Consider the following 21,276-nt stretch of genomic DNA (forward strand, 5'->3'; position numbering starts at 1 on the left):
TATCATTTCAGTGCGGAATAATCGCCCTGAACAGGACGTAGCATTATGAAGACACACCCACAGTACGAACCCTGGCTGCAGGGCATGCTCATTATCGCGAAGCATTATCGGCTGGATTTTTCGGCAGAGCATGTTCGGGTCACGATTAACCATGAAAGTCAGTCTCCGCGCCAGCTGGTGCTGGAGGAGATGGCGCGCCAGCTTGGGCTGGGGATGCGTTGGGTGGCGGCGGAGGCGGTATCCCTTGACCCGTGGCGTTTACCGCTGCTGGCAGAATTCACCGAGGGCCAGATTGCCGTTATCAATCGTATGGATAGCGAAGGCAACGTCAGCCTGCAGTTTAGTGGCGACGGCGGCCTTGAGACGACGCTCACGCGTGAGGAGCTTGGGCCACGCCTGAAAGGGCTGATGGTGTTGCGTCCGCTGGAGTCCACGCCGGACGCGCGCGTGGATGACTACATCAAGCCGTACGAGAAAAACTGGTTCTGGCAGCTCGCCCTGAAGGACTGGCGTCGCTACAGCGACATTATGCTGGTGGCGCTGGTCGCCAACGTGCTGGCGCTCTCCGGCATGGTCTTTTCCATGCAGGTATACGACAGGGTGGTGCCGTCGCAGTCGGAGGCCACGCTGTGGGTGCTGTTTGGCGGCGTGATGATTGCCATCGTGTTTGAGTTCATCATGCGCATGCTGCGCGTGCATATTTCGGACGTGGTGGGGAAACGCGCCGACCTGCGTATTTCCGAGCGCGTTTTTGCCCACGCGCTGCGGATCAAAAACGGCGCGCGCTCTAAGTCGACCGGGTCATTCATCGCCCAGATCCGCGAGCTGGAGTCGGTGCGCGAGCTGATCACCTCTACGACCATTGCGGCTATCTCCGATCTGCCGTTCTTCCTGCTGTTCGTCTTCATTCTGTGGATGATTGGCGGCCCGCTGGTGCTGGTGGTGTTACTCGCCGTGCCGCTGCTGCTGATCCCCGGCCTGCTGGTGCAGCGCCCGCTGGGGAAACTCTCCAGCGAAGGGATGCGTGAATCCGCCATTCGCAACGCTACGCTGGTTGAAGCGGTGCAGGGGCTTGAGGACATCAAGCTGATGCGCGCCGAGCAGCGCTTCCAGAATCAGTGGAATAACACCAATGACGTGGCCGCCAGCGTCGGCATGAAGCAGCGCTGGCTGACGGGGCTGCTGCTTACGTGGACGCAGGAAGTGCAGTCCATCGTCTACGCGGTGGTGCTGCTGGTGGGCTGTTACCTGGTCATCAGCGGCGACATGACCACCGGTGCGCTGGTGGGCACCTCGATTCTGGCGTCGCGAACCATTGCGCCGCTGTCGCAGATTTCCGGCGTGCTTTCACGCTGGCAGTCGGCAAAAGTCGCGCGCAAGGGGCTTGATGACCTGATGCAGCGCCCGATTGACGATCCGCAGTACGGCAAGAAGGTGCACAAGGCCCACCTGCGCGGCGATTACGCCCTCGAGGACGTAGGGTTCTGGTACGACGAGGAGGAGAAGCTCACCGTGCTCAACATCAGCAGGCTGAAGATCCGCGCCGGGGAGCGCGTCGCGGTGCTCGGGCGGAATGGTTCGGGTAAAAGCACGCTGTTGCACCTGCTGGCGGGGATGCAGGAGCCGCAGCAGGGCAGCATCCTGCTGGACGATATTGCGCTGAATCATCTGGACCCGGCTGACGTGCGCCGCGATATGCAGCTGCTCAGCCAGCAGGCGCGGCTGTTCTTTGGCTCCGTGCGCGACAACATCCTGATGGGCAACCCGCTGGCGACCGACGATGAGATCCACCAGGCGCTGGTGAACAGTGGCGCGCTGGAGTTTGTGCGCAAGCAGAAGATGGGGCTGAACTACATCATCAACGAAGGCGGCGCGGGCCTGTCCGGCGGGCAGCGTCAGGCACTATTGCTGGCGCGCGCGCTGATTACGTCGCCGAACATTCTGCTGCTGGATGAACCTACCGCCTGGCTGGACGAGGTTAGCGAGAAGCAGTTTATCCAGCATCTTCACCAGTGGCTGGGCAAGCGCCGGACGCTGGTGGTGGCGACCCATCGTCTGCCGATTCTGGATCTGGTCGACCGCATCATTGTGCTGGAAAGCGGCAAGGTCGTCATGGATGGCCCGCGCGACGCCATCCTGAGCCAGCACGGCATGGCGGCGCAGAAAGCACCGCAGCGTACCGTCACCCTGAAAACGGAGGGCGTGGCATGAATGATTTCTCCCGCTTTAACAGCCGGCTGAAGGAGCCGCGTCTGCCGCGATCTACGCTTGTCGCCTGGTCGCTGTTTGCCCTGCTGGTCGTGTTTATCACCTGGGCGAGCCTGTTCCATCTGGATGAAGTTACCACCGGCAGCGGCAAGGTGATCCCGTCCTCTCATGAGCAGGTGATCCAGTCCCTGGAAGGGGGGATTATTCACAGTCTGCTGGTGCGCGAGGGCGATATCGTCGAGCGTGGTCAGCAGCTTGCCCAGCTCGATCGGACAAAAACCGAGTCCAGCGTGCTGGAGAGTGAATCCCGGCTAAACGCCGCGATGGCAACGGCCGCGCGCCTGAATGCCGAGGTGAACGACACCGCGCTGGTATTCCCGACGGAACTGGATGATGACGTTGAGCTGGTTAAACAGGAAACCGCGCTTTATCAGTCGCGCCGTGAAAGTCTCGAAAAAGGGCTGGCGGGGCTACGCCAGGGCGCAGAGCTTGTGCAGCGCGAACTGTCCCTGACGCGTCCCCTGGTCACCCAGGGCGCGGCCAGCAAGGTTGAGGTCCTGCGTCTTGAGCGTCAAAAAAATGAGCTTGAGAGCAAAATCACCGAGATGAAAAACCAGTACTACGTTCGCGCCCGGGAAGAGCTGGCGAAAGCGAATGCCGAAATGGAAGCGCAGCGGTCGGTCATGAAAGGGCGGGAAGACTCGCTGACGCGCCTGACGTTTAATGCGCCCGTGCGCGGGATCGTAAAGGATATCGACGTAACGACCGTCGGCGGCGTCATTCCGCCGAATGGAAAACTGATGAGCCTGGTGCCGCTTGACGATCAGATGCTCATCGAAGCGAAAATTTCGCCGCGCGATGTCGCCTTTATTCATCCTGGCCAGAAAGCGCTGGTGAAAATCACCGCCTATGACTACTCCATCTACGGCGGTCTTGAAGGTGAGGTCACGATGATTTCACCGGATACGCTTCAGGATGAGGTGAAAAGGGATGTTTATTACTACCGCGTTTACATCCGTACCGACAGCAACCATCTGACGAATAAGCAGGGTAAAACCTTTCCGGTATTTCCGGGCATGATCGCCACCGTAGATATCAAAACGGGGAGCAAAACCATTATCGATTATCTGCTGAAGCCGCTGAACAAAGCAAAAGAGGCAATGCGGGAAAGATAAAAAAACCGGCGTTCGGTTATCCGAACGCCGGTGCTGTTATACCGTGGAGGTCATGCTAAGCGTGGTGCGTCTCTCTTTGGGAACAACGTTAATGTAATGCGTCACGTAGGCAAAGTAGAGCCCGGCATAATTTTCGACAAGCTCAATAAATGAGGGATAGACCGACATGCGACCGTCGCCCCGATCTTTAAGGTAGCCTGACTCCTGAGCCGATTTCATTATTCGGTTTACGTGGATCCGCGAAACAAAAAATTCCTTTGCAAGCGTGCTGGCTGAATAATCAATTATGGCGCCGTGTGCGGTTTTATTTTTAACGGCCTGCAGATAGATATACAGCATAATCATACGCCCTCCGTCTTTATCGATAAATAACCCTACTTCGGGTAAAACCTTTCTGAATGTTAATCCCCGAAACAGGTATTCTGCTGCGCGGCGGAAAAAATTATTTCTTAAAGCATCGTTATCTAAAAGGTTGACGTTAATGTTGAAGGCTGGATACAAAATACTGACAGGTATAAAAGCGCCAGACATATAGCGTTTAAGTTCATCCAGCCCTTTTTGCGTTGGTGCAATTATAGTTTTGCGCCGGTCTTCCGTGCATCGCCAGGTCTTAATGCGTCCGGTCGTGCGAAGTAACGTGATGATTGCAATGACGCTGTTCGGGCTGGCTATCTGATATCGAGAGCATAACTCCTTTATCTCGGAAACTGACTCGGCCTGATTACCAAATATAAAGCAACACATTGAAAGGATAATGTTGAATCGGGATTCCTGAAGCATTGTCTTGTAGAACAAGGGTTGTTTTTTGTAGATGGTGTCATTTATTTTGTAGTGCTCTAATATTGCTTCGCTAAATCGAGGGTTATTCTTGATGACATCTCTTCGATGTAGCAAAGCCCTGGATGAGATATGATTATCCATGGCATTTCTCTCTTGTTTTAACGAACTGATGAAATGAAGTATCCAGTCTTCTGTTCGGCAACGTCATTATACCCTGCAAATGAGATATTTACCGTCGTTATTTGAAAAGATTGTTATATTTATGCTGCGTATGAATTCGAGGGTTGATTAACGCAAAGATGTTCTGCCTCTTAGCGTTAATTAATGTGTATAAAGATGCGGGTGTACTGTAAGATTATTTTTACAAAAGGTTAACGTTAACATTCGCACATTCGTAAATAGACGCTTTCGTTTTAGCAGTGATTATTTTCTGCCAGCGGAATCGTGCCTTTTACCCAGGAGCAGCTTATGGCCCAAAATATGTATCACGAAAATACTGCTTGTCATGAGCAAGAGTTTGTTATCTCAACCTGTGGCTTTACGTTTCAAGGATATAGCCTGTTTCTTAAGGAGCAGGGAATAGGCGCTTCGCGCATCCAGTTTGATGCGGACGACGTAAGGCAGCAGGATGTAAAAAATATGCTGTTAAATCATGATGCTATCATTTCAGTTTTTCTTGGCAGAGATATTGTCAACCTGCTTGAAAGCTTAAAGAAGCTTGCTTCGGTTCTGAATGCGCTGCCCGTTATAAAGCGGGTTACGCTCTATGGAACAATACCGGACAGCTGGTTACAACAAACGCTTGGCAGCCTTTTGAATAGCAAAAGCAAATTGTCCCGGATTCGAATCGCCTCTCTTTCGGATATTATAGAATGTGTGAAAAACAACCCAAAGGCAGTAAAGAATTGCGCGCGCTTATTGCGCGAGGGAAACCTGGCTTATTCTTATAAGGATAGTTTGAAAGGCCTGACGAAACGCGAAGTAGATGTATTATTGAATTTCTACCGCGGAATGTCTGTGAAAGAACAATGCAAAATAATGGGCTTGTCAGATAAGACAATCTATACGCATCGAAAGGAAGGAATACGAAAACTTCATCATATCCGTCTGTGGTTGAACGATCCGAATGCGTTTAAAATGGAGTGCGCTGGCGGTCGAAAAATTGAAAAAGAGGCGCTAACCAGCCGGGAAGCTGAGGTATTTAACGCGTTGCTTAAAAGAGAAATATTCCCTGCGTATCAGATTATTACCGATCGCTATAAAAAGGGAGTCGGCTTTGAGATCCTCTTGCGCTGGAATCAAAACGGTAAGATCCTGAAGCCAACAGCCTTTTTATGTGATATTTCCAACGTCGAAATTTGGTTGAAAATAACGGCGCTCGTTATCCATGCGGCCGTTTCCGGGATTAACAAATACAACGGAAAATATTATTTTTCAGTGAATATTCCGCCGCCGTTAGCAACGGGAAATGCGCTCCCGGGAATGGCAAAAAAGGCGACGGAGATGCTGCTTAACCCGCAGTGGTCAGAGAAGCTGGTGTTTGAATTTGCTGAAACCATTGACGTCACAAAGGATCATACGATCCCCGAAACAATGCAGCGTTTGCGTAATACCGGCTGTCGATTGTTCCTTGATGATTGTTTCTCAAGCCACCATACCTTGTTTCCCGTCCGCCACGTTCATTTTGATGGGCTTAAGCTGGATCGTGATATCGTCGACAATTTTGTCGCCAATGACAATGATTATAATCTTATTAAAGCGATCCAGTTTTATAGCGATATGACCGGAAGTGACTGCATTGCGGAAGGTGTCGATAGCGAAGAGAAATTCGATAAGCTTGTTGCCTTAGGCGTGAAAAGCTTTCAGGGATATTATCTTTCAAAGGCGGTTAAGGAGGAGGAATTGGATCGCATGGTGAGGTTGTTTAGCTAAAATAATAATAGCGCTGGTGGACGGCGAAGTTCGCCCACCAGCGCGTTAGTTTTTAATTTATAAATGTTCTGTATCGATCTCAGATATCGTCACGCGTAAACCCGACAACAATTTCAAGCGTATTACGAATCACATCGCAGGCTTCAGGCTCGTGCGTAATTTCAAGCGCGTGTATCAGCTGCAATATCACCTCTTTATTAGAGAGGTTATCACCACAAAGCATAATACAGCGGATGGCAGAGCCTAACACTTCAGCCTCATCAGTGAGGTGATTACCCGCATTCAGAAAATGATCGGCCAGTCCTTTATCGTGCAATGCTTCAAAATTATACGTCTGCTGTCTCATCGCCTTGCTCATGGTGGTCACCGTGTCCGTTGCAAATTAGTGTTTCTTATCCGGGGGAAGAAGAGTGTCTTTTTTAAAGAGAGAACGAATTCTGCCAACGTCGTAATCGCCCATCACGCTCCCTCGCTCGCGTGAAACGCCCGTTATCCTTTGACGTACCTCGTCCTCAGCTGCGATCAATGCATTTTTGCGTTCATCATTTGATTCAACGTTAGCCATCGTTTTTAGCCGATTAGCCAGAGATGCAAAGGTGATTGGCCCGTTTTCTTTCAAAATTGATAAGACGGCTTCACCCATTAAGTCATCTTTTAGTCGTTCAAACCTGGTTCTATGCATAGCTTCAATCTCACTCTGCTGCACACTTCAGGCTGCAGCACTGGGTTAGTTATCGCGTATCGATAAATATATTCTTTATCCCAGCGAAACCAACTTAGTAAGTTAAAAATCTTTTTCGCATTATCGCTCAAAGAAGAGGGCAATAAGGCCGTTGTAGTGGGCCTTTTCCTCCTCGCATGAGGATTCTTCAATACGCCGCAAAAGTTTTGTACAAATTGTCATTCTGCTCAGTTGTACATTTTCTTTAATGATTTCACCCACGATCAACCCAAGCGTCTCCTGCTGGGTAGGTACGTTGTTTTTGTTAAAATACAACGTGATAGCGTGTTCTGCTGAAGATGCTTCGCGGTTGCTTCTCATGGTTTTCCACCGTTGTAGAACATTTTAGTAACATCGATGTGATTGAATCTATACCATGAGGCGATAACTGTACAGGAAAAATGTACAAGTTTTTGCTTTTTAAAATACCTGTATTCACTGGGGTTTTACGCTGAGGCGGAAAAAAGTGAAGCAACGCTGCAGGATGTAAACGGTGTGGCAGAGGGGAAATGGCGAGGAGATGAAGAATCAGGCCCCGGAGGGCCTGCAATCATTTGCGGCCCAGAAGAAGGCCGAGAACAACACCTACCGCACCGGCAGCAATCAAGCCCGACAGCGGGTTGTTACGCACGGCTTCAGTGACATCGGAAACCGCGTCACTGGCCTGAGCGGCATATTTTCTGGCCGCGCCCTTCACCTGATGCTTTGGTGAGTCGACGAAATCGCCAAACTGCTGTTGGGCTGATCCAGCCAGCTCGTCGAGTTTGTTTTTCGCTTTATCTCCAGCGTAATCTGCGTGTTTATCAGCGTCGAAATCAGACATCATTACCTCCTTTTGTAGATACTTAAAGGTTAGCGTTAACTGAGCGATCTGACAGAAAGAAACAGCAAAAAAGCACGAAAGGTGTCGATTTTCGGATATATCTTTACCGCAGTGAGATCTTACTCGTCACCCTCATCCTTGCCGTAAAAGAGTTTCCCAATCTTGATTAGCGGTCGGCCTTGCGTCTTACGGTGCAGGTTGCTGTCGCGCAGCGAGTACACGCATCCGCAATACTCCTGCTGATAGAACTGCTCTCGCTTGCTGATCTCGATCATGCGGGAAGAACCGCCCTGTTTACGCCAGTTGTAGTCCCAGTACGTCATTCCCGGATAATGTGCCGCCGCGCGTTGACCGCAATCATTTATCTGCTGCATGTTTTTCCAGCGGGAGATGCCCAGCGAACTGCTGATGACGCTAAAGCCATTTTCCGCCGCATACAGCGCCGTCCGTTCGAAACGCATATCGAAGCACATCGTGCAGCGGATCCCGCGCTCAGGCTCCCATTCCATGCCTTTGGCCCGTTCAAACCAGTTATCCGTATCGTAATCGGCATCAACAAACGGCACGCCGTGTTTCTCGGCAAAGCGAATATTCTCTTCCTTGCGAATGAGATATTCCTTCTGAGGGTGGATATTCGGGTTGTAGAAAAAAATGGTGTATTCAATTCCCGAGGCCTGGATGGCCTCCATCACTTCGCCAGAGCAGGGCGCGCAGCACGAGTGCAGGAGCAGCTTATCGGCACCATTGGGCAGGTGAAGCTGAGGCCGGATAAAGTTAGTTGTACTCATTGTATCCACGTATATTTATGAAATTTATAGAATTGTAGCATCAATACGTGACTCTTATAAATGAACGGCGTCGATCGCTGCTTTACAGGATGCATCAGGATAAAATACCATACCCCCCTACAGTATGTTCAGGAGCGCATATGCCGCATTCACCCGAAGATAAAAAGCGCGTTCTCACCCGCGTACGCCGCATCCGCGGGCAGGTTGATGCCCTGGAACGCGCGCTGGAATCAGGCGAACCGTGCCTGGCCATCCTGCAGCAAATTGCCGCCGTACGCGGCGCAGCAAATGGCCTGATGGGCGAAATGGTTGAAATTCACCTTAAAGACGAGCTGGTCACGGGGGAGACAACTCCGGATCAGCGAGCGGTGCGAATGGCAGAAGTCGGCCATTTGCTACGCTCTTATCTAAAATAAACCCGTAGACCTCACATAAGGGAAGACAATATGAAATCTCGCGCAGCTGTCGCATTTGGCCCCGGCCAGCCGCTGAAAATCGTTGAAATCGACGTGGCGCCGCCGAAGAAGGGCGAAGTGCTGATCAAAATTACCCATACCGGCGTGTGTCATACCGATGCGTTTACCCTGTCCGGCGACGATCCGGAAGGCGTCTTCCCGGCGGTACTCGGCCATGAAGGCGGCGGCGTGGTGGTAGAAGTGGGCGAGGGCGTGACCAGCCTCAAGCCTGGCGACCACGTTATTCCGCTCTATACCGCCGAATGCGGCGAGTGTAAGTTCTGTAAATCCGGCAAAACGAACCTCTGTCAGGCCGTTCGCGCCACGCAGGGTAAAGGCCTGATGCCCGACGGCACCACGCGCTTCTCCTACAACGGTGAGCCAATCTACCACTACATGGGCACCAGCACCTTCAGCGAGTACACCGTTTGCGCAGAAATCTCTCTGGCAAAAGTGAACCCGCAGGCGCCGCTGGACAAAGTCTGCCTGCTGGGCTGCGGCGTGACCACCGGTATCGGTGCGGTGCACAATACGGCGAAAGTGAAAGAGGGCGATACCGTCGCGGTGTTTGGCCTGGGCGGGATCGGTCTGGCCGTCATCCAGGGCGCGGTACAGGCGAAAGCCGGACGTATTATCGCCGTGGATACCAACCCGGAGAAATTCAAGCTGGCGGGCGAAATGGGCGCGACCGATTTCGTTAACCCTAAGGATTATGATAAGCCGGTTCAGGACGTAATTGTTGAGCTGACCGACGGCGGCGTGGACTTTAGCTTTGAATGTATCGGCAACGTGAACGTGATGCGTTCCGCCCTTGAGTGCTGTCACAAAGGCTGGGGTGAGAGCATCATCATCGGCGTGGCGGGCGCAGGTCAGGAGATCAAAACCCGTCCGTTCCAGCTGGTGACCGGGCGCGTGTGGCGCGGGTCAGCGTTCGGCGGCGTGAAGGGCCGTACCCAGCTGCCGGGCATGGTTGAAGATGCCATGGCCGGGAAAATCCAGCTCGACCCGTTTATTACCCACCGCCTGCCGCTGGAGCAGATCAACGACGCCTTCGATCTGATGCATGAAGGTAAATCCATCCGTACCGTCATACATTTCGGCGACAACTGATTATTCTGCCAGCGGTTTTTGCCGCTGGCATTTCTTTAATAATCTTCTCTAAAGTGTGACCTGTCCGGCGCTTTTAGCCGTAATCAAATTTCCCGCCGTGCCGATGACTATTTTACAGGCGTGTTTTTACGCATCTTACCTATAAGAGAGTCGACGGTCATGGACAACACAACTTCGATGCAGGCGCAGCACAGGCTGAGCTTCTTGCATCACATCAGGCTGGTTCCGCTGTTTTCCTCCATTCTCGGTGGCATCATTCTTCTGTTTGCCTTGAGCTCAGCGCTGGCGGGCTATTTCCTGCTGCAGGCAGATAACGACCAGCAGGATGTCACGGCTGAAATCCAGGTGCGCACGGGGTTATCGAACAGCTCCAACCATTTACGTACCGCGCGCATCAATATGATCCATGCGGGTGCCGCAAGCCGTATCGCTGAAATGGATGCGATGAAGCAAAACATCAGCGAGGCAGAAAAGCGGATTAAGCAGTCGCAGGAAGGGTTCAACGCCTACATGCACCGCAGCGTGCGTACTCCGGCAGACGAGGCGCTGGATGGCGATCTCAAAACACGCTACGAGGCCTACGTTGCCGGCCTTCAGCCGATGCTCAAATACGCGAAAAACGGCATGTTTGAGGCCATCATCAATCATGAAAACGAATCCGCGCGCCCGCTGGACGATGCCTATAACGATGTTCTGCTGAAGGCGATTAAGATCCGTACCGATCGTGCCAACGCGCTCACCTCTCAGGCGCACAAGCGTACGCAGCTCGGCCTGATGTTTATGGTAGGTGCCTTCGCGCTGGCGCTGGTGCTGACGGCAATCACCTTTATCGTGCTGCGCCGCACGGTCATTAACCCGCTGCAGCGTGCCGCCACCCGCATTGAGAATATCGCCAGGGGCGATTTAACGATGCCGGACGACGCCACGGGACGCAGTGAAATTGGCCGACTCTCGCGCGACCTCCAGACCATGCAGCACTCGCTGGTCACCACGGTGGGCACCGTGCGTCAGGGGGCCGAGGAGATTTACCGCGGCACCAGCGAAATTTCTGCGGGTAATACCGATCTCTCTTCACGCACCGAACAGCAGGCCGCGGCCATTGAGCAGACCGCCGCGAGCATGGAGCAGCTGACCGCAACCGTGAAGCAAAACGCCGACAACGCGCACCACGCGAGCAAGCTGGCGGAGGACGCTTCCGGCAAAGCCAGCCGGGGCGGCCAGATGGTCTCCGGCGTGGTGAAAACCATGGGCAACATCTCCACCAGCTCGAAGAAAATTTCTGAAATCACCGCGGTGATTAACAGCATCGCCTTCCAGACCAACATCCTGGCGCTCAACGCTGCGGTAGAAGCGGCGCGCGCGGGCGAACAGGGGCGCGGTTTTGCGGTGGTGGCGAGCGAGGTGCGTACGCTGGCAAGCCGCAGCGCCAACGCCGCGAAGGAGATTGAAAGCCTGATCAACGAATCGGTGAATTTGATCGACCAGGGGTCGGGTGAAGTGGTTGCCGCAGGGAATACCATGAATGAAATCGTTGAGGCGGTGAAGCGCGTTACCGACATCATGCTGGAAATTGCCGCAGCGTCCGACGAGCAGAGCCGCGGCATCGTGCAGGTGAGCCAGGCGATTTCTGAGATGGACAAAGTGACGCAGCAGAACGCCTCGCTGGTGGAAGAGGCCTCAGCGGCGGCGGCATCCCTGGAAGAACAGGGCGCGCGTCTGACCGAAGCGGTAGGGGCGTTTCGGCTGAGCGGTGCAAAGTCGGGCCGCGCGGTGCCGTCTGCACCTATAGCAACGAGCGCGCCGTTACGGCCAGCGGCGGCGGTTTCCGGGGATAACTGGGAGACGTTCTGAGTTGTCAGCAGTGTCGGGTGGCGCTTCGCTTACCCGACCTACAAAAAAGGGACCTTTCGGTCCCTTTTTCACATCTTATTTCTTATCGGGTAACGCATACGCGATAACGTAATCACCGCGATCCGGCGACTGACGCGCACCGCCCGCGTTAATAATGATGTACTGTTTACCGGTCTTCGGCGAAACGTAGGTCATCGGCCCGGACTGGCTGCCCACCGGCAGACGGTCTTTCCAGATCTCTTTCCCGGTGGCGGTGTCAAACGCGCGCAGGTAGAAGTCCTGGGTGCCGGCAAAGAACAGCAGGCCAGACTGTGTAGACAGCGATGCGCCGAGCGTCGGCATGCCGATTGGGATTGGCATGTGCATACGAATGCCCAGCGGTCCGGTGTCTTCAACGGTACCAACCGGAACCTGCCACACCAGCTTGCCGGATTTCAGGTCAACTGCGGACATGGTTCCAAACGGTGGTTTCTGGCACGGAATGCCCAGCGGCGACAGGAAGCGTTCGCGCATGGCGCCGAACGGCGTTCCGTCCATTGGCACAATGCCCATCTCGATGCCGCTCGCATTTTTGGCAACATTCGCGCGCGGGACCATGTAGTTCGCCAGGCCAAGACGCATGTCGTTAACGAACATCAGGCCGTTGTTCGGGTCGACCGATACGCTGCCCCAGTTCATCCCGCCGAGCGAGCCGGGGAACTGCAGGGAGCGATCCAGACCCGGAGGGGTAAACACGCCCTGGTGACGCATCTCTTTGAACTGAATGCGGCACAGCAGCAGGTCGACAGGCGTGGCGCCCCACATGTCGGATTCAGTCAGCGTCTGGTTGCCAATCATCGGCATGCCGACGGAATACGGCTGGGTTGGAGAGTAGCGCTCGCCCTCGACGTTACCCGCCGGAACAGGACGCTCTTCCACCTTCGCAACCGGCTTACCGGTTTCGCGGTTGATCATGAAGATCATGCCCTGCTTGCTGGTCTGCACCAGCACGGGCGTCGTACCGCCTTTACCGTCCGGCAGGTCGTACAGCAGCGGCTGGGAAGGCAGGTCGAAGTCCCACAGGTCGTGGTGGGTGGTCTGGAAATGCCAGCGCACCTGGCCGGTGGTAGCATCCACGGCCACGATGGATGAGCTGTATTTATCGTCCAGCGCGGTACGTTCACCCGCCCAGAAGTCCGGGGTGGCGTTGCCGGTCGGCAGATAGATCAGGTTGAGTTTGGCGTCGTAAGACATCGCAGACCAGACGTTTGGGGTGCCGCGCGTGTAGGTCTGGCCTTCAGGCGGCAGGCCGGTCAGGTTCGGATTACCCGGGTCCCATGCCCATGCCAGTTTACCGGTATGAACGTCATAGGCTCGCACCACGCCCGGCGGTTCGCCGGTGGAGAAGTTATCCGCCACGCGTCCGCCGACGACCACAACGTTACCCGCCACCAGCGGCGTTGACGTTTGCTGGTAGTAGCCCGGCTTGATCTCGCCCATGCCGACGCTCAGGTCAACGGTACCGCGATCGCCAAAGTCTTCACAGACCTTGCCGCTGTCGGCGTTAATGGCAATCAGGCGGGCGTCGGTGGTAGGCAGGAACAGACGACGAGAGCAGGCGGCAGGCTGCGCATCGGCCTGTGACGTTGTCACATTTTGATGATCTTCAAAGTAGCCCAGACCACGGCAGCGCTGCCAGTTTGGCGCAGTGGCTTTCGAATCGTAACGCCATTTCTCCTTGCCGGAGTCGACGTCCAGCGCCAGCACCTTGCTGTATGGCGTACAGACGTACAGCGTGTCGCCAACCTGCAGCGGGGTGTTTTGATCTTCGGCACCGGACCCGTTGCTCTGAGGGATATCGCCGGTGTGCGCCACCCAGGCCACCTTCAGGTCGCCAACGTTTTGCTTGTTGATTTGATCCAGCGCGGCGAAGCGGTCGCCGTGGGTAGTGTTACCCCAGTGCTCCCAGTTTTTTTGCTGTTCGCCCGGCGCGACGGGTTTCACCGGCACCGGTTCGTTGGCCGATACCAGCGTTTGCGGTTTGAACATCCAGCCGAAGCTGACCAGCATGGCCACGGCCAACACTGCCGCGACGCCAAAGGCCGGAGTCTTGTTCACCGGCGCGCTGGCGTTGGCAGCACGCAGATAAGGCCAGACGATGGCGCTCAGGAACGCCAGCACGGTGAACGTGAACAGGCGTGAGAAGAGCGGCCAGAAATCCCAGCCTGCGTCGCTCACCGCCCAGAAGAGTGAAGCAATAAACGCGATTGCGTAGAGCACAATGCCGCTGGTGCGGCCGGTGAAAATCAGGATGGCGGCAATCACCATCACCACGCCCATAATCAGGAAGTACCAACTTCCTCCCACCGTCGCGAGCTTGAAGCCCAAGCCGCCGACCGCCAGACCGATGAGCGCCATCAGTCCGGCAAGGAGCCACTGCAGGATACGAGGGATCCCGCGCGGCGCGCTGCCAAATGCCATTTCTGTCTCCTTAAATACGCCCGTCTTGTTAGGGTCCGTGCTGTGTGGCATCTGTACCAAATGGATAACAAAAGACGGGGTTATGCTGGTTATAACGCTAGGGAGAGGTTCGCTAGCGCATAAATTCACGGTTAACAAACGTAGTGCGAACCATTTGGTGAATTCGTGGCTATGATAAAACTGTTAAATTGTTTTACGCAATTGTTAATGAATGATTTCGCATTATTTGATTAGAGAGCAGAAGAAACCCGTCACCACGACGGGTTAGAAATTCAGGCAATAAGGGGGTATCAGGCGGGCATCGATTTGCGGATGGCGCTCAGCAGGGTCTGCGCCCCTGCAGAAAGCGGGGCGTCAACGCGGGTTAATATGCCGATGGGTTCCCCCGCGCCCGGCGAGACGATCGGTAGTGAGGTGAGCGTGCCCTGGCGCAGATCGTCTTTGACCGCGCCCGACGGCACGAACCAAACGTAGTCGAAATCCACCGTCAGCTGACGAGAAAGTGACGCCGAGAGGGTTTCAATACAGCCGGATGGCATCGTGCAGCCCTGCATCTGCAGTAACGTTTCGGCATTTTGCCGTGGGACGGTGCCTTTGGGGGATACCACGACAGGCCATTCCATGACGCGGCTCAGGGTCACGGTATCCTGCAGCAGGGGGTGCTTAGGACGAACGACCAGCTTCAGCGATTCCAGGAAAAGCAGTTCGTAGTTGAGGCCGCCCATCAGCTCAGGGTCCGACATTCTGCCAATCCCCAGATCCAGCTCGCCAGATTTCAGCCCCGCGAGCAGCATGGTGTTATTCATGGTGGCGACCTGGATAGTGGTATGCCGCTGGTGCTTGTGAAACTGGCCAATGACGGGGGGCAATATGCCGAGCGCGGCCGTAGGAAGCGCGCCCACGCGCACAATCTCGGTGGTTTGCTCGTCTTTGCGGTTTAGCGCCTGGCCCGCGGTGTTCAACGCATCCAGGACCTTAACGGCGTGCGTCAGAAACTGTTCGCCCACGAGCGTGAGCTGCGCGCCAAGACGGCCACGATCGAACAGCCGTGTTCCGGTAAGTTGTTCCAGTTCGTTCAGCGTTTTTGACAGCGCTGGCTGGCTTAGGTTAAGGGTTTCAGCCGCTCGCCCCAGCGTTCCCTGTTGAGCGACGGCCACAAATGTATGCAAATGGCGCAAGCGTATGCGCTGACTGAACAGACCATTTTTTTCCATAGGCGATGTTAAAAACAGAGCGATGCGGGTGACAAGCTAAGTTGTTTAATTTTGATAACTTGATAGCAAAATATTTTTAACATTTAATCTGTTTGAGTTACAACGCATTTTTCGCAGCGGGTGGGTCGGAAGACGTCCTTGTCCTCTCTTGCTTCGCCTGGGGGCTTAAATTACCCCGTCACCGCCGTCAGAACACCATACCTGGCCCGACGTATACGAACATTCATCCGAGGCCAGAGTGACGTACAGCGGGGCGATCTCAACGGGCTGACCGGGGCGGCCCAGCGGCGTATCTCCCCCGAACTGCTTCACTTTTTCCTGCGGCTGTCCGCCGCTTGGCTGCAGCACCGTCCAGTAAGGGCCGGGCGCGACGGCGTTGACGCGTATCCCTTTTGGCCCAAGCTGCTTGGCCAAGGCTTTGGTAAACACGGCAAGGCACGCTTTGGTTTGGGCATAGTCCAGCAGCACGGCGCTGGGTTTCACTGCCTGCACGGAGGAGGTATTGATAATAGAGGCTGGCGCTTTCAGGTGTCGCAGCGCGGCCTTCGTGATCCAGAAAGGGGCGTAGACGTTCGTTTTGAACGTCGCGTCGAAATCCTCGGTCGTGAGGTCTTCCAGCGATTCCCGATACTGCTGGCGGCCCGCGTTATTCACCAGGATATCCAGCCCGCCCAGCTGCGTGACGGCTTCCTCCACCAGATTCTGGCAAAAATTCTCGTCCCGTATATCGCCGGGCAGCGCAACGGCCCTGCGTCCTTCCGCCTTGATCAGGTCAATCACCTCAGCGGCATCTTTTTCTTCTTCGGGGAGATAGTTAATAGCGACATCTGCGCCTTCACGGGCATAGGCAATCGCGACGGCCCGACCAATACCGGAGTCGCCGCCGGTGATCAGCGCCTTTTTCCCGGCCAGGCGACCGTGGCCTTTATAGCTCGTTTCCCCGTGGTCGGGGGCAGGCTGCATGTCAGAGGCCAGACCCGGCGGCGTTTGGGGCTGCTCCGGGAAGGGAGGTTGCGGGTAAGCGTCGGTACGTTGTTGAGTATCACTCATAGCTGACTCCTTAGGCCAAGGGGTGAGATTTGATGGATAGTGGCAGCGTTAACGCTTCGCTGAATTTATTTCTGTAAACGATCGACTCGTACGACGGGAGGTGATGATTTTTTATCGAGCGAGCCGTTAATGCTGATCATCTGATCGGGCTTGACGGTTCTGTCGTCAAATACCGCCTTAGGGATAATAACGTCTATTTTGCCCGTTTTATCCTGGAAAACATATTTATCGCCGCTGCCATCAATCAGGTTACCGCGCAGTGAAATCGATGCGCCATCGTGCATTTCTTTTGCCTGATTAATGGTCATAATTCGCGCGTCGTCAGTGCCTCGATAGCCATCATCCAGGGCGTGCGGCGGCGGGGGAGCTTCTCCCTTTTCTAAACCGCCGTTATTATCGGCCCACGCGGCAGGGGCGAGTAATATAAATAATGCTGGAATGACTGATAATTTCATTTGATATCCTTCATTATGGCTGTCTTGACTTATTAAGTATTATTGCTATTCCTTTATGTGGCAAATGTGATAAGTCCTAAAAGCATTTTGGTATGAAAATCATAACGTTCACTAAATAAGCGAAACGGTGATGCCGCAGATGAATCGTAAAAATGAAAAGTTGCCCGGTATAAATGAAAGTTATCGCTTGCAGACGTTCGAATATGCCTTTCGTCAGGTCGGCTTTGTGGTCTTGTTAGGCATTATTGTGGCCGCGATTGCCGGTCTGTTTTCAAGCGGAATGGTGAGTGATACCGAAAAAACAAATTCGGCAAAAACGCTCACGATTAGCTATGAGCGCTTTGGACGGCGTGAAACGGAGTTTCCGGTACGGATCGCATTTCCGGTTAAGGCGCCGGGAAAGTACGTGATCGGCATGACAAGCGAGGACAGGGAGGCTTATGAACCCGGCAGCATATGGCCACAGCCGGACAGCATGTACAGCCGGGGCAATACGCTCTTCTTTGTCTTTAACAACCTGGAGCAGAATGAAAAATTCTCCATTCAGCTGTTTGTGACGCCCTCTAAAGCCGGTAAGTGGACAAATACGCTGCGTGTCAACAACGAGCCCGAAATACCTTTCTGGCAGGTTATTTATCCTTAGGAGACGAACATGGATATGGTCTTTCGTGCTCTGGCTATATATCTGTTTCTGGTGGTGGTATTTAAGGTGGCCGGGCGGCGAGCCTTGCTGCAGATGACCAGTTTCGACCTGATTCTGCTCCTGATTATCAGCGAGGCGACGCAGCAGGCGCTATTGGGCGAGGATTTCTCGGTCACCGGGGCAATGATTACGATAACTACGCTGGTGGTGGTGGATATAATATTTGGCCTGATGAAGAAATATTTTTCACCCGTTGAAAATATTCTGGACGGCACGCCGGTTATTCTGGTGGAAAACGGTGTCCCGCTCACCGATAAGCTGAAGAAAGTTGATGTTTCCTGCGATGATATTCTTGTGTCAGCCCGGCAAAATAATGGCATTACCGAGTTCGCTAAAATTAAATACGCTATTCTTGAACGGAATGGGCATATTTCAATCATTCCCTTTGAAAATTAAGAGGCACCCTAATGAGCAATCTGGATCACGATAAAAACGAGACCACGGGCGAGCTCACCAAAAAGCTGGCGACGAAACTGACGGATTTAGGGCTTCGCTTAACCACGGCGGAGTCCTGCACCGGCGGCAATCTGGCGGTTGCGCTCTGCGCTGAGGAGAACACGGCAGAGTTCTATGATGTTGGGATGGTGGTGTTCAGCGATGAGGCCAAGGAGAGGATCCTGGGCGTACGTCGCGAAACCCTTGAGCGCTTCACCGCCGTCAGTGAGCAGACGGTCACCGAAATGGCCGCAAAAATTCGCGAGATTGCCGAGGCCGATATCAGTATCGCCATTAGCGGATACGCTGGCCCGGAAGGGGGCGACGACGGTACGGCAGCAGGTACCGTCTGCTTCGCCTGGAATTTACGGGGGCGTACGGAAACGAGTACCGTGCACTTTTCCGGTGAATGCCAGGACGTGGTGGAAAAAGCGGTCCGTTATTCGTTAACGGAGCTGATCGGGGAGCTATCGGGCTTGACGTCATGATGGAGGGGATATGGCCGTAATTGTCATTACCGGGGGGACGGCGGGCGTGGGTAAAGCCACGGCGCTGCACTTTGCCAAAGCGGGGTATGACGTGGGGATTATTGCCCGCGACGCAGACAGCCTGCACTCTACGCAGGAGGAACTGCGCCGTTTTGGGGTGAACGCGTACGCCGTTCAGGCCGACGTGGAGGATAGCCAGGCGGTAGCCGACGCCGCCAACGACATCGAATATCGTCTCGGCGCGATTGACGTATGGATTAATAACGCCATGGGGGCCGTGCTGGCACCGTTTCGGACAATGACGCCCGAGGAGTTTCGCCGCGTCACGGAGGTGACGTATCTGGGCTACGTCAATGGCACCCGCGCCGCGCTGGAGCTGATGGTGCCTCGCGATCGCGGGGTGATTATCCAGGTCGGCTCTGCGCTGGCCTACCGCTCCATTCCCCTGCAGTCCGCCTACTGCGGCGCGAAAGCGGCCATACGGGGGTTCACCGACGCCGTGCGCACCGAGTTGATGCACGAAAATAGCCGGGTGTCGATATCAATGGTGCAGATGCCGGGGCTCAATACGCCGCAGTTTGAGTGGGCGAGGAATAAATTTGCCTGGGCGATGCGTCCCGTTCCGCCCGTCTTCCAGCCCGAAGTGGCGGCCAGCGCCATTTTTAAGGTCGCGCAAAAACCGGTGCGCGAACTTTGGGTGGGCAGCAGCACCGTCCAGTCGATTGTCGGGCAGTTCCTGTTCCCCAATTTTCTCGATCGGCTGATGGTCAGCAAAGCCTGGGAAGGGCAGATGACCGATACGCTGAATGCCGAAGATCGTCAGGACTACCTCGATCGCCCCGTCAACGATCTGCACAGGATCCACGGGCGTTTTACTGCCGAAGCGAAAAACCGCGCCGTGACCGTGACCTCCGGCGTGCCGGGGAAGGTACTGCTCGGTTCGCTCGCGGTGGCGGGCGTGGTCCTGGCTCGTCTGCTGACGATCCGAAAAAAATAGTCAGCGCAGCGCGGTGCGGCTGGTCCAGAACCAGCGGTAACCGTAGCCGCTGAGGCTCAGCTCAACCGTTTTGCCGGGGAGTAGCGCATCATCGTAATGTTTGTCTGCCAGACAGGCGGTCCAGGTCGCGTGCCGGATCCCTTTGGCGACGAACGTAACCGGTTTGTCGCTAAAATTCACAAAGGTCAGAATGCTGCGTTCGTCGGCCTCGTAGTAAATCCCCAGCACGGCATCGTTATCCACATTGATGATCCGAAACGGCGCAACGGCGATTTCCGGGAACTCCGAGCGCGTGTTAGCGATATCCATGATCCGGTGCAGGAGGGAGCTGCGGTGCAGGAGCGAATCCGCCACGTTGACTTTGTGGTAGCGGTAGGGGCCGCGATCGATGATGGGGGCGATAAATGCGTCAGGATCGGCATCCGAAAATCCACCGCCCTGCGAGCCCGCCCACTGCATCGGCGTTCGCACGGCGTAGCGCTCTTCCAGCGACAGATCGTCTCCCATGCCGATCTCATCCCCGTAGCGCATCACCGGTACGCCGGGCAGAGAGAACAGCACCGCGTGACAGAACGCCAGCCGTTTTTGATCGCCATTCAGCATCGGCGCCAGACGACGTCGAATGCCGCGCTGATACACGTTCATATTTTCCTCCGGCGCGAAGGTGTCTAGCACGCTCTGTTTGGCTTTTTGACCAATGCCCTCGAGGTCCAGCTCGTCATGGTTGCGCAGCCAGTTGGCGAAGCAGCAGGAATCGGGCGGCACGATCATTTTCTTCACCGCGTTACGCAGCGGGCGGGCGCTCTTTTCGGCCAGGCTGACGTAGAAGTACTTGTTAAGCCAGAAGTTCAGCACCAGGTTAAGGCGATCGTTATCGCCAAAGTAGTCTTTATATTCCTCTACCTCGACGTCCACTTCGCCAAGCAGGATCGCCTCCGGGTTATGTTGCTCAATCAGCTGACGCATATGCTCGAGGATCCAAAGCCCCTTTTTCTCCTCCCCACGCCCGGCCTGCTTTGTCAGGTGAGACGCGGCGTCCAGGCGAAAGCCCGATACGCCGAGCTTGAGCCAGAAGAGGATGATGTTGTCGATCTCCTTGAGTACGGCAGGCGAGGCGAGATTGAGGTCCGGCTCGTGGCGATAGAACATGTGCCGGTAGTATTGCCCGGCCTCGTCGTCCCATGACCAGACGCTCTTCTCGACGCCGGGAAACATCGGCGGCGTATCGTCATCATCGCTGTCTGACCACAGATAATAGTCGCGAAAGGGGGACTGCGGATTGCGGCGCGCCTGTTGAAACCAGGGGTGCGCGTCCGAGGTGTGCTGGATCAGCAGCTCGATAATCACCTGCATGCCCAGCTCGCGGGCCTGCTCGATAAACGCGATAATATCCTTCAGTTTTCCAAAGCGCGGATCGACCTGCAGATGGTCGCTGACGTCGTAGCCTTCATCCAGAAACGGCGTCAGATAAAACGGGGTGATCCAGATAACCGTCGCCCCCATCCGGCGAATGTAGCGCAGCTTTGCCCCTATTCCGGCGATGTCTCCGCAGCCATCGCCGTTCAGGTCGTAAAACAGGGCGGTATCAATCTGGTAGATAATGGCTCGTGTATGCCAGCCTGCCATAGCGC

At 54.8% G+C, this 21,276-nt stretch carries 21 protein-coding genes; 10 read left to right on the forward strand and 11 right to left on the reverse strand.

The features are described 5' to 3' along the window. Window positions 1-45 precede the first annotated feature (45 nt). Window positions 46-2,211, forward strand: coding sequence for a type I secretion system permease/ATPase (locus tag VPX56_RS11225; RefSeq protein ID WP_326471809.1), 2,166 nt, complete (start codon window positions 46-48; stop codon window positions 2,209-2,211). Beyond that, window positions 2,208-3,383, forward strand: a complete 1,176-nt coding sequence (locus VPX56_RS11230; protein ID WP_326471811.1) for an HlyD family type I secretion periplasmic adaptor subunit — start codon at window positions 2,208-2,210, stop codon at window positions 3,381-3,383. Before VPX56_RS11225 ends, VPX56_RS11230 begins: the two co-directional genes overlap by 4 nt. A gap of 36 nt (window positions 3,384-3,419) precedes the next feature. Here VPX56_RS11230 and VPX56_RS11235 read toward each other — a convergent pair whose 3' ends face one another. Further along, entirely contained in the window at window positions 3,420-4,304 is an 885-nt protein-coding gene (locus VPX56_RS11235) for a MarR family transcriptional regulator (RefSeq protein ID WP_263609734.1), read from the reverse strand. A 327-nt stretch (window positions 4,305-4,631) separates the two neighbouring features. On the opposite strand from VPX56_RS11235, the gene VPX56_RS11240 reads away from it, so the two are divergent. After that, window positions 4,632-6,095: an EAL domain-containing protein gene (locus tag VPX56_RS11240; protein ID WP_326471814.1), complete on the forward strand. Its 1,464-nt coding sequence runs from the start codon at window positions 4,632-4,634 to the stop codon at window positions 6,093-6,095. A gap of 79 nt (window positions 6,096-6,174) precedes the next feature. Here VPX56_RS11240 and VPX56_RS11245 read toward each other — a convergent pair whose 3' ends face one another. The 5 genes from VPX56_RS11245 to VPX56_RS11265 all read right to left on the reverse strand — a co-directional run bounded on the left by VPX56_RS11245 (window position 6,175) and on the right by VPX56_RS11265 (window position 8,427). Then, entirely contained in the window at window positions 6,175-6,453 is a 279-nt protein-coding gene (locus tag VPX56_RS11245) for a biofilm development regulator YmgB/AriR family protein (protein ID WP_407655142.1), read from the reverse strand. Window positions 6,454-6,477: 24 nt separating this feature from the next. Beyond that, on the reverse strand, window positions 6,478-6,738 hold the full coding sequence (locus VPX56_RS11250) for a hypothetical protein (RefSeq protein ID WP_263609732.1): 261 nt from the start codon (window positions 6,736-6,738) through the stop codon (window positions 6,478-6,480). A 159-nt stretch (window positions 6,739-6,897) separates the two neighbouring features. Beyond that, complete coding sequence (gene ycgZ, locus VPX56_RS11255) at window positions 6,898-7,137, reverse strand: regulatory protein YcgZ (RefSeq protein WP_131632711.1); 240 nt, start codon at window positions 7,135-7,137, stop codon at window positions 6,898-6,900. A gap of 229 nt (window positions 7,138-7,366) precedes the next feature. Further along, window positions 7,367-7,639 carry a CsbD family protein gene (locus tag VPX56_RS11260; protein WP_131632710.1) on the reverse strand — a complete coding sequence of 91 codons (273 nt, stop codon included), beginning with the start codon at window positions 7,637-7,639 and terminating at the stop codon, window positions 7,367-7,369. 119 nt (window positions 7,640-7,758) lie between these two features. Beyond that, on the reverse strand, window positions 7,759-8,427 hold the full coding sequence (locus tag VPX56_RS11265) for an epoxyqueuosine reductase QueH (RefSeq protein ID WP_326471818.1): 669 nt from the start codon (window positions 8,425-8,427) through the stop codon (window positions 7,759-7,761). A 140-nt stretch (window positions 8,428-8,567) separates the two neighbouring features. Here VPX56_RS11265 and VPX56_RS11270 point away from each other — a divergent pair, with 140 nt between their 5' ends. The 3 genes from VPX56_RS11270 to VPX56_RS11280 all read left to right on the forward strand — a co-directional run bounded on the left by VPX56_RS11270 (window position 8,568) and on the right by VPX56_RS11280 (window position 11,843). Continuing rightward, entirely contained in the window at window positions 8,568-8,843 is a 276-nt protein-coding gene (locus VPX56_RS11270; protein ID WP_131632708.1) for a metal/formaldehyde-sensitive transcriptional repressor, read from the forward strand. A gap of 30 nt (window positions 8,844-8,873) precedes the next feature. After that, window positions 8,874-9,992 carry an S-(hydroxymethyl)glutathione dehydrogenase/class III alcohol dehydrogenase gene (locus VPX56_RS11275; RefSeq protein WP_326471821.1) on the forward strand — a complete coding sequence of 373 codons (1,119 nt, stop codon included), beginning with the start codon at window positions 8,874-8,876 and terminating at the stop codon, window positions 9,990-9,992. 159 nt (window positions 9,993-10,151) lie between these two features. Next, window positions 10,152-11,843, forward strand: a complete 1,692-nt coding sequence (locus tag VPX56_RS11280; protein WP_326471823.1) for a methyl-accepting chemotaxis protein — start codon at window positions 10,152-10,154, stop codon at window positions 11,841-11,843. A 75-nt stretch (window positions 11,844-11,918) separates the two neighbouring features. Here VPX56_RS11280 and VPX56_RS11285 read toward each other — a convergent pair whose 3' ends face one another. From VPX56_RS11285 to VPX56_RS11300, 4 genes are all read right to left on the reverse strand, one after another. Continuing rightward, window positions 11,919-14,303 (reverse strand): glucose/quinate/shikimate family membrane-bound PQQ-dependent dehydrogenase, encoded by a 2,385-nt coding sequence (locus VPX56_RS11285; RefSeq protein WP_326471825.1) that lies wholly within the window; start codon window positions 14,301-14,303, stop codon window positions 11,919-11,921. A 290-nt stretch (window positions 14,304-14,593) separates the two neighbouring features. After that, window positions 14,594-15,517 carry a LysR substrate-binding domain-containing protein gene (locus tag VPX56_RS11290; protein WP_263609729.1) on the reverse strand — a complete coding sequence of 308 codons (924 nt, stop codon included), beginning with the start codon at window positions 15,515-15,517 and terminating at the stop codon, window positions 14,594-14,596. A gap of 165 nt (window positions 15,518-15,682) precedes the next feature. Further along, the gene (locus VPX56_RS11295) at window positions 15,683-16,567 is read right to left on the reverse strand and encodes an SDR family oxidoreductase (RefSeq protein ID WP_326471829.1); all 885 of its coding nucleotides are present in this window, start codon (window positions 16,565-16,567) and stop codon (window positions 15,683-15,685) included. Window positions 16,568-16,632: 65 nt separating this feature from the next. Beyond that, entirely contained in the window at window positions 16,633-17,022 is a 390-nt protein-coding gene (locus VPX56_RS11300; protein ID WP_131632702.1) for a YdeI family stress tolerance OB fold protein, read from the reverse strand. Window positions 17,023-17,161: 139 nt separating this feature from the next. Between VPX56_RS11300 and VPX56_RS11305 the strand changes: the two genes are divergently transcribed. Genes VPX56_RS11305 through VPX56_RS11320 form a run of 4 tightly spaced genes read left to right on the forward strand, consistent with a single transcriptional unit; the run spans window position 17,162 to window position 19,645 of the window. Beyond that, a complete protein-coding gene (locus VPX56_RS11305) occupies window positions 17,162-17,665 on the forward strand; it encodes a hypothetical protein (RefSeq protein ID WP_326471832.1) in 504 nt (167 codons plus the stop codon). A gap of 9 nt (window positions 17,666-17,674) precedes the next feature. Further along, window positions 17,675-18,121, forward strand: a complete 447-nt coding sequence (locus VPX56_RS11310) for a DUF421 domain-containing protein (protein WP_326471834.1) — start codon at window positions 17,675-17,677, stop codon at window positions 18,119-18,121. Between the two features lie 11 nt (window positions 18,122-18,132). Then, complete coding sequence (locus tag VPX56_RS11315; RefSeq protein ID WP_131632700.1) at window positions 18,133-18,648, forward strand: 2-oxo-tetronate isomerase; 516 nt, start codon at window positions 18,133-18,135, stop codon at window positions 18,646-18,648. 10 nt (window positions 18,649-18,658) lie between these two features. Beyond that, on the forward strand, window positions 18,659-19,645 hold the full coding sequence (locus VPX56_RS11320; RefSeq protein ID WP_326471837.1) for an SDR family oxidoreductase: 987 nt from the start codon (window positions 18,659-18,661) through the stop codon (window positions 19,643-19,645). Here VPX56_RS11320 and VPX56_RS11325 read toward each other — a convergent pair whose 3' ends face one another. Further along, on the reverse strand, window positions 19,646-21,271 hold the full coding sequence (locus VPX56_RS11325) for an alpha-amylase family protein (RefSeq protein WP_326471839.1): 1,626 nt from the start codon (window positions 21,269-21,271) through the stop codon (window positions 19,646-19,648). Window positions 21,272-21,276 lie beyond the last annotated feature (5 nt).

Source organism: Enterobacter wuhouensis (assembly GCF_035835995.1).
Classification (GTDB): Bacteria; Pseudomonadota; Gammaproteobacteria; order Enterobacterales; family Enterobacteriaceae; genus Enterobacter; species Enterobacter wuhouensis.

What these genes read in the sequence shown, in the direction of transcription:
- VPX56_RS11225 (WP_326471809.1), top strand. Translation starts at nt 46, where the DNA reads ATGAAGACACACCCACAGTACGAACCCTGGCTGCAGGGCATGCTCATT.
- VPX56_RS11230 (WP_326471811.1), top strand. Translation starts at nt 2,208, where the DNA reads ATGAATGATTTCTCCCGCTTTAACAGCCGGCTGAAGGAGCCGCGTCTG.
- VPX56_RS11235 (WP_263609734.1), bottom strand. Translation starts at nt 4,304, where the DNA reads ATGGATAATCATATCTCATCCAGGGCTTTGCTACATCGAAGAGATGTC.
- VPX56_RS11240 (WP_326471814.1), top strand. Translation starts at nt 4,632, where the DNA reads ATGGCCCAAAATATGTATCACGAAAATACTGCTTGTCATGAGCAAGAG.
- VPX56_RS11245 (WP_407655142.1), bottom strand. Translation starts at nt 6,453, where the DNA reads ATGAGCAAGGCGATGAGACAGCAGACGTATAATTTTGAAGCATTGCAC.
- VPX56_RS11250 (WP_263609732.1), bottom strand. Translation starts at nt 6,738, where the DNA reads ATGGGTGAAGCCGTCTTATCAATTTTGAAAGAAAACGGGCCAATCACC.
- ycgZ (WP_131632711.1), bottom strand. Translation starts at nt 7,137, where the DNA reads ATGAGAAGCAACCGCGAAGCATCTTCAGCAGAACACGCTATCACGTTG.
- VPX56_RS11260 (WP_131632710.1), bottom strand. Translation starts at nt 7,639, where the DNA reads ATGTCTGATTTCGACGCTGATAAACACGCAGATTACGCTGGAGATAAA.
- VPX56_RS11265 (WP_326471818.1), bottom strand. Translation starts at nt 8,427, where the DNA reads ATGAGTACAACTAACTTTATCCGGCCTCAGCTTCACCTGCCCAATGGT.
- VPX56_RS11270 (WP_131632708.1), top strand. Translation starts at nt 8,568, where the DNA reads ATGCCGCATTCACCCGAAGATAAAAAGCGCGTTCTCACCCGCGTACGC.
- VPX56_RS11275 (WP_326471821.1), top strand. Translation starts at nt 8,874, where the DNA reads ATGAAATCTCGCGCAGCTGTCGCATTTGGCCCCGGCCAGCCGCTGAAA.
- VPX56_RS11280 (WP_326471823.1), top strand. Translation starts at nt 10,152, where the DNA reads ATGGACAACACAACTTCGATGCAGGCGCAGCACAGGCTGAGCTTCTTG.
- VPX56_RS11285 (WP_326471825.1), bottom strand. Translation starts at nt 14,303, where the DNA reads ATGGCATTTGGCAGCGCGCCGCGCGGGATCCCTCGTATCCTGCAGTGG.
- VPX56_RS11290 (WP_263609729.1), bottom strand. Translation starts at nt 15,517, where the DNA reads ATGGAAAAAAATGGTCTGTTCAGTCAGCGCATACGCTTGCGCCATTTG.
- VPX56_RS11295 (WP_326471829.1), bottom strand. Translation starts at nt 16,567, where the DNA reads ATGAGTGATACTCAACAACGTACCGACGCTTACCCGCAACCTCCCTTC.
- VPX56_RS11300 (WP_131632702.1), bottom strand. Translation starts at nt 17,022, where the DNA reads ATGAAATTATCAGTCATTCCAGCATTATTTATATTACTCGCCCCTGCC.
- VPX56_RS11305 (WP_326471832.1), top strand. Translation starts at nt 17,162, where the DNA reads ATGAATCGTAAAAATGAAAAGTTGCCCGGTATAAATGAAAGTTATCGC.
- VPX56_RS11310 (WP_326471834.1), top strand. Translation starts at nt 17,675, where the DNA reads ATGGATATGGTCTTTCGTGCTCTGGCTATATATCTGTTTCTGGTGGTG.
- VPX56_RS11315 (WP_131632700.1), top strand. Translation starts at nt 18,133, where the DNA reads ATGAGCAATCTGGATCACGATAAAAACGAGACCACGGGCGAGCTCACC.
- VPX56_RS11320 (WP_326471837.1), top strand. Translation starts at nt 18,659, where the DNA reads ATGGCCGTAATTGTCATTACCGGGGGGACGGCGGGCGTGGGTAAAGCC.
- VPX56_RS11325 (WP_326471839.1), bottom strand. Translation starts at nt 21,271, where the DNA reads ATGGCAGGCTGGCATACACGAGCCATTATCTACCAGATTGATACCGCC.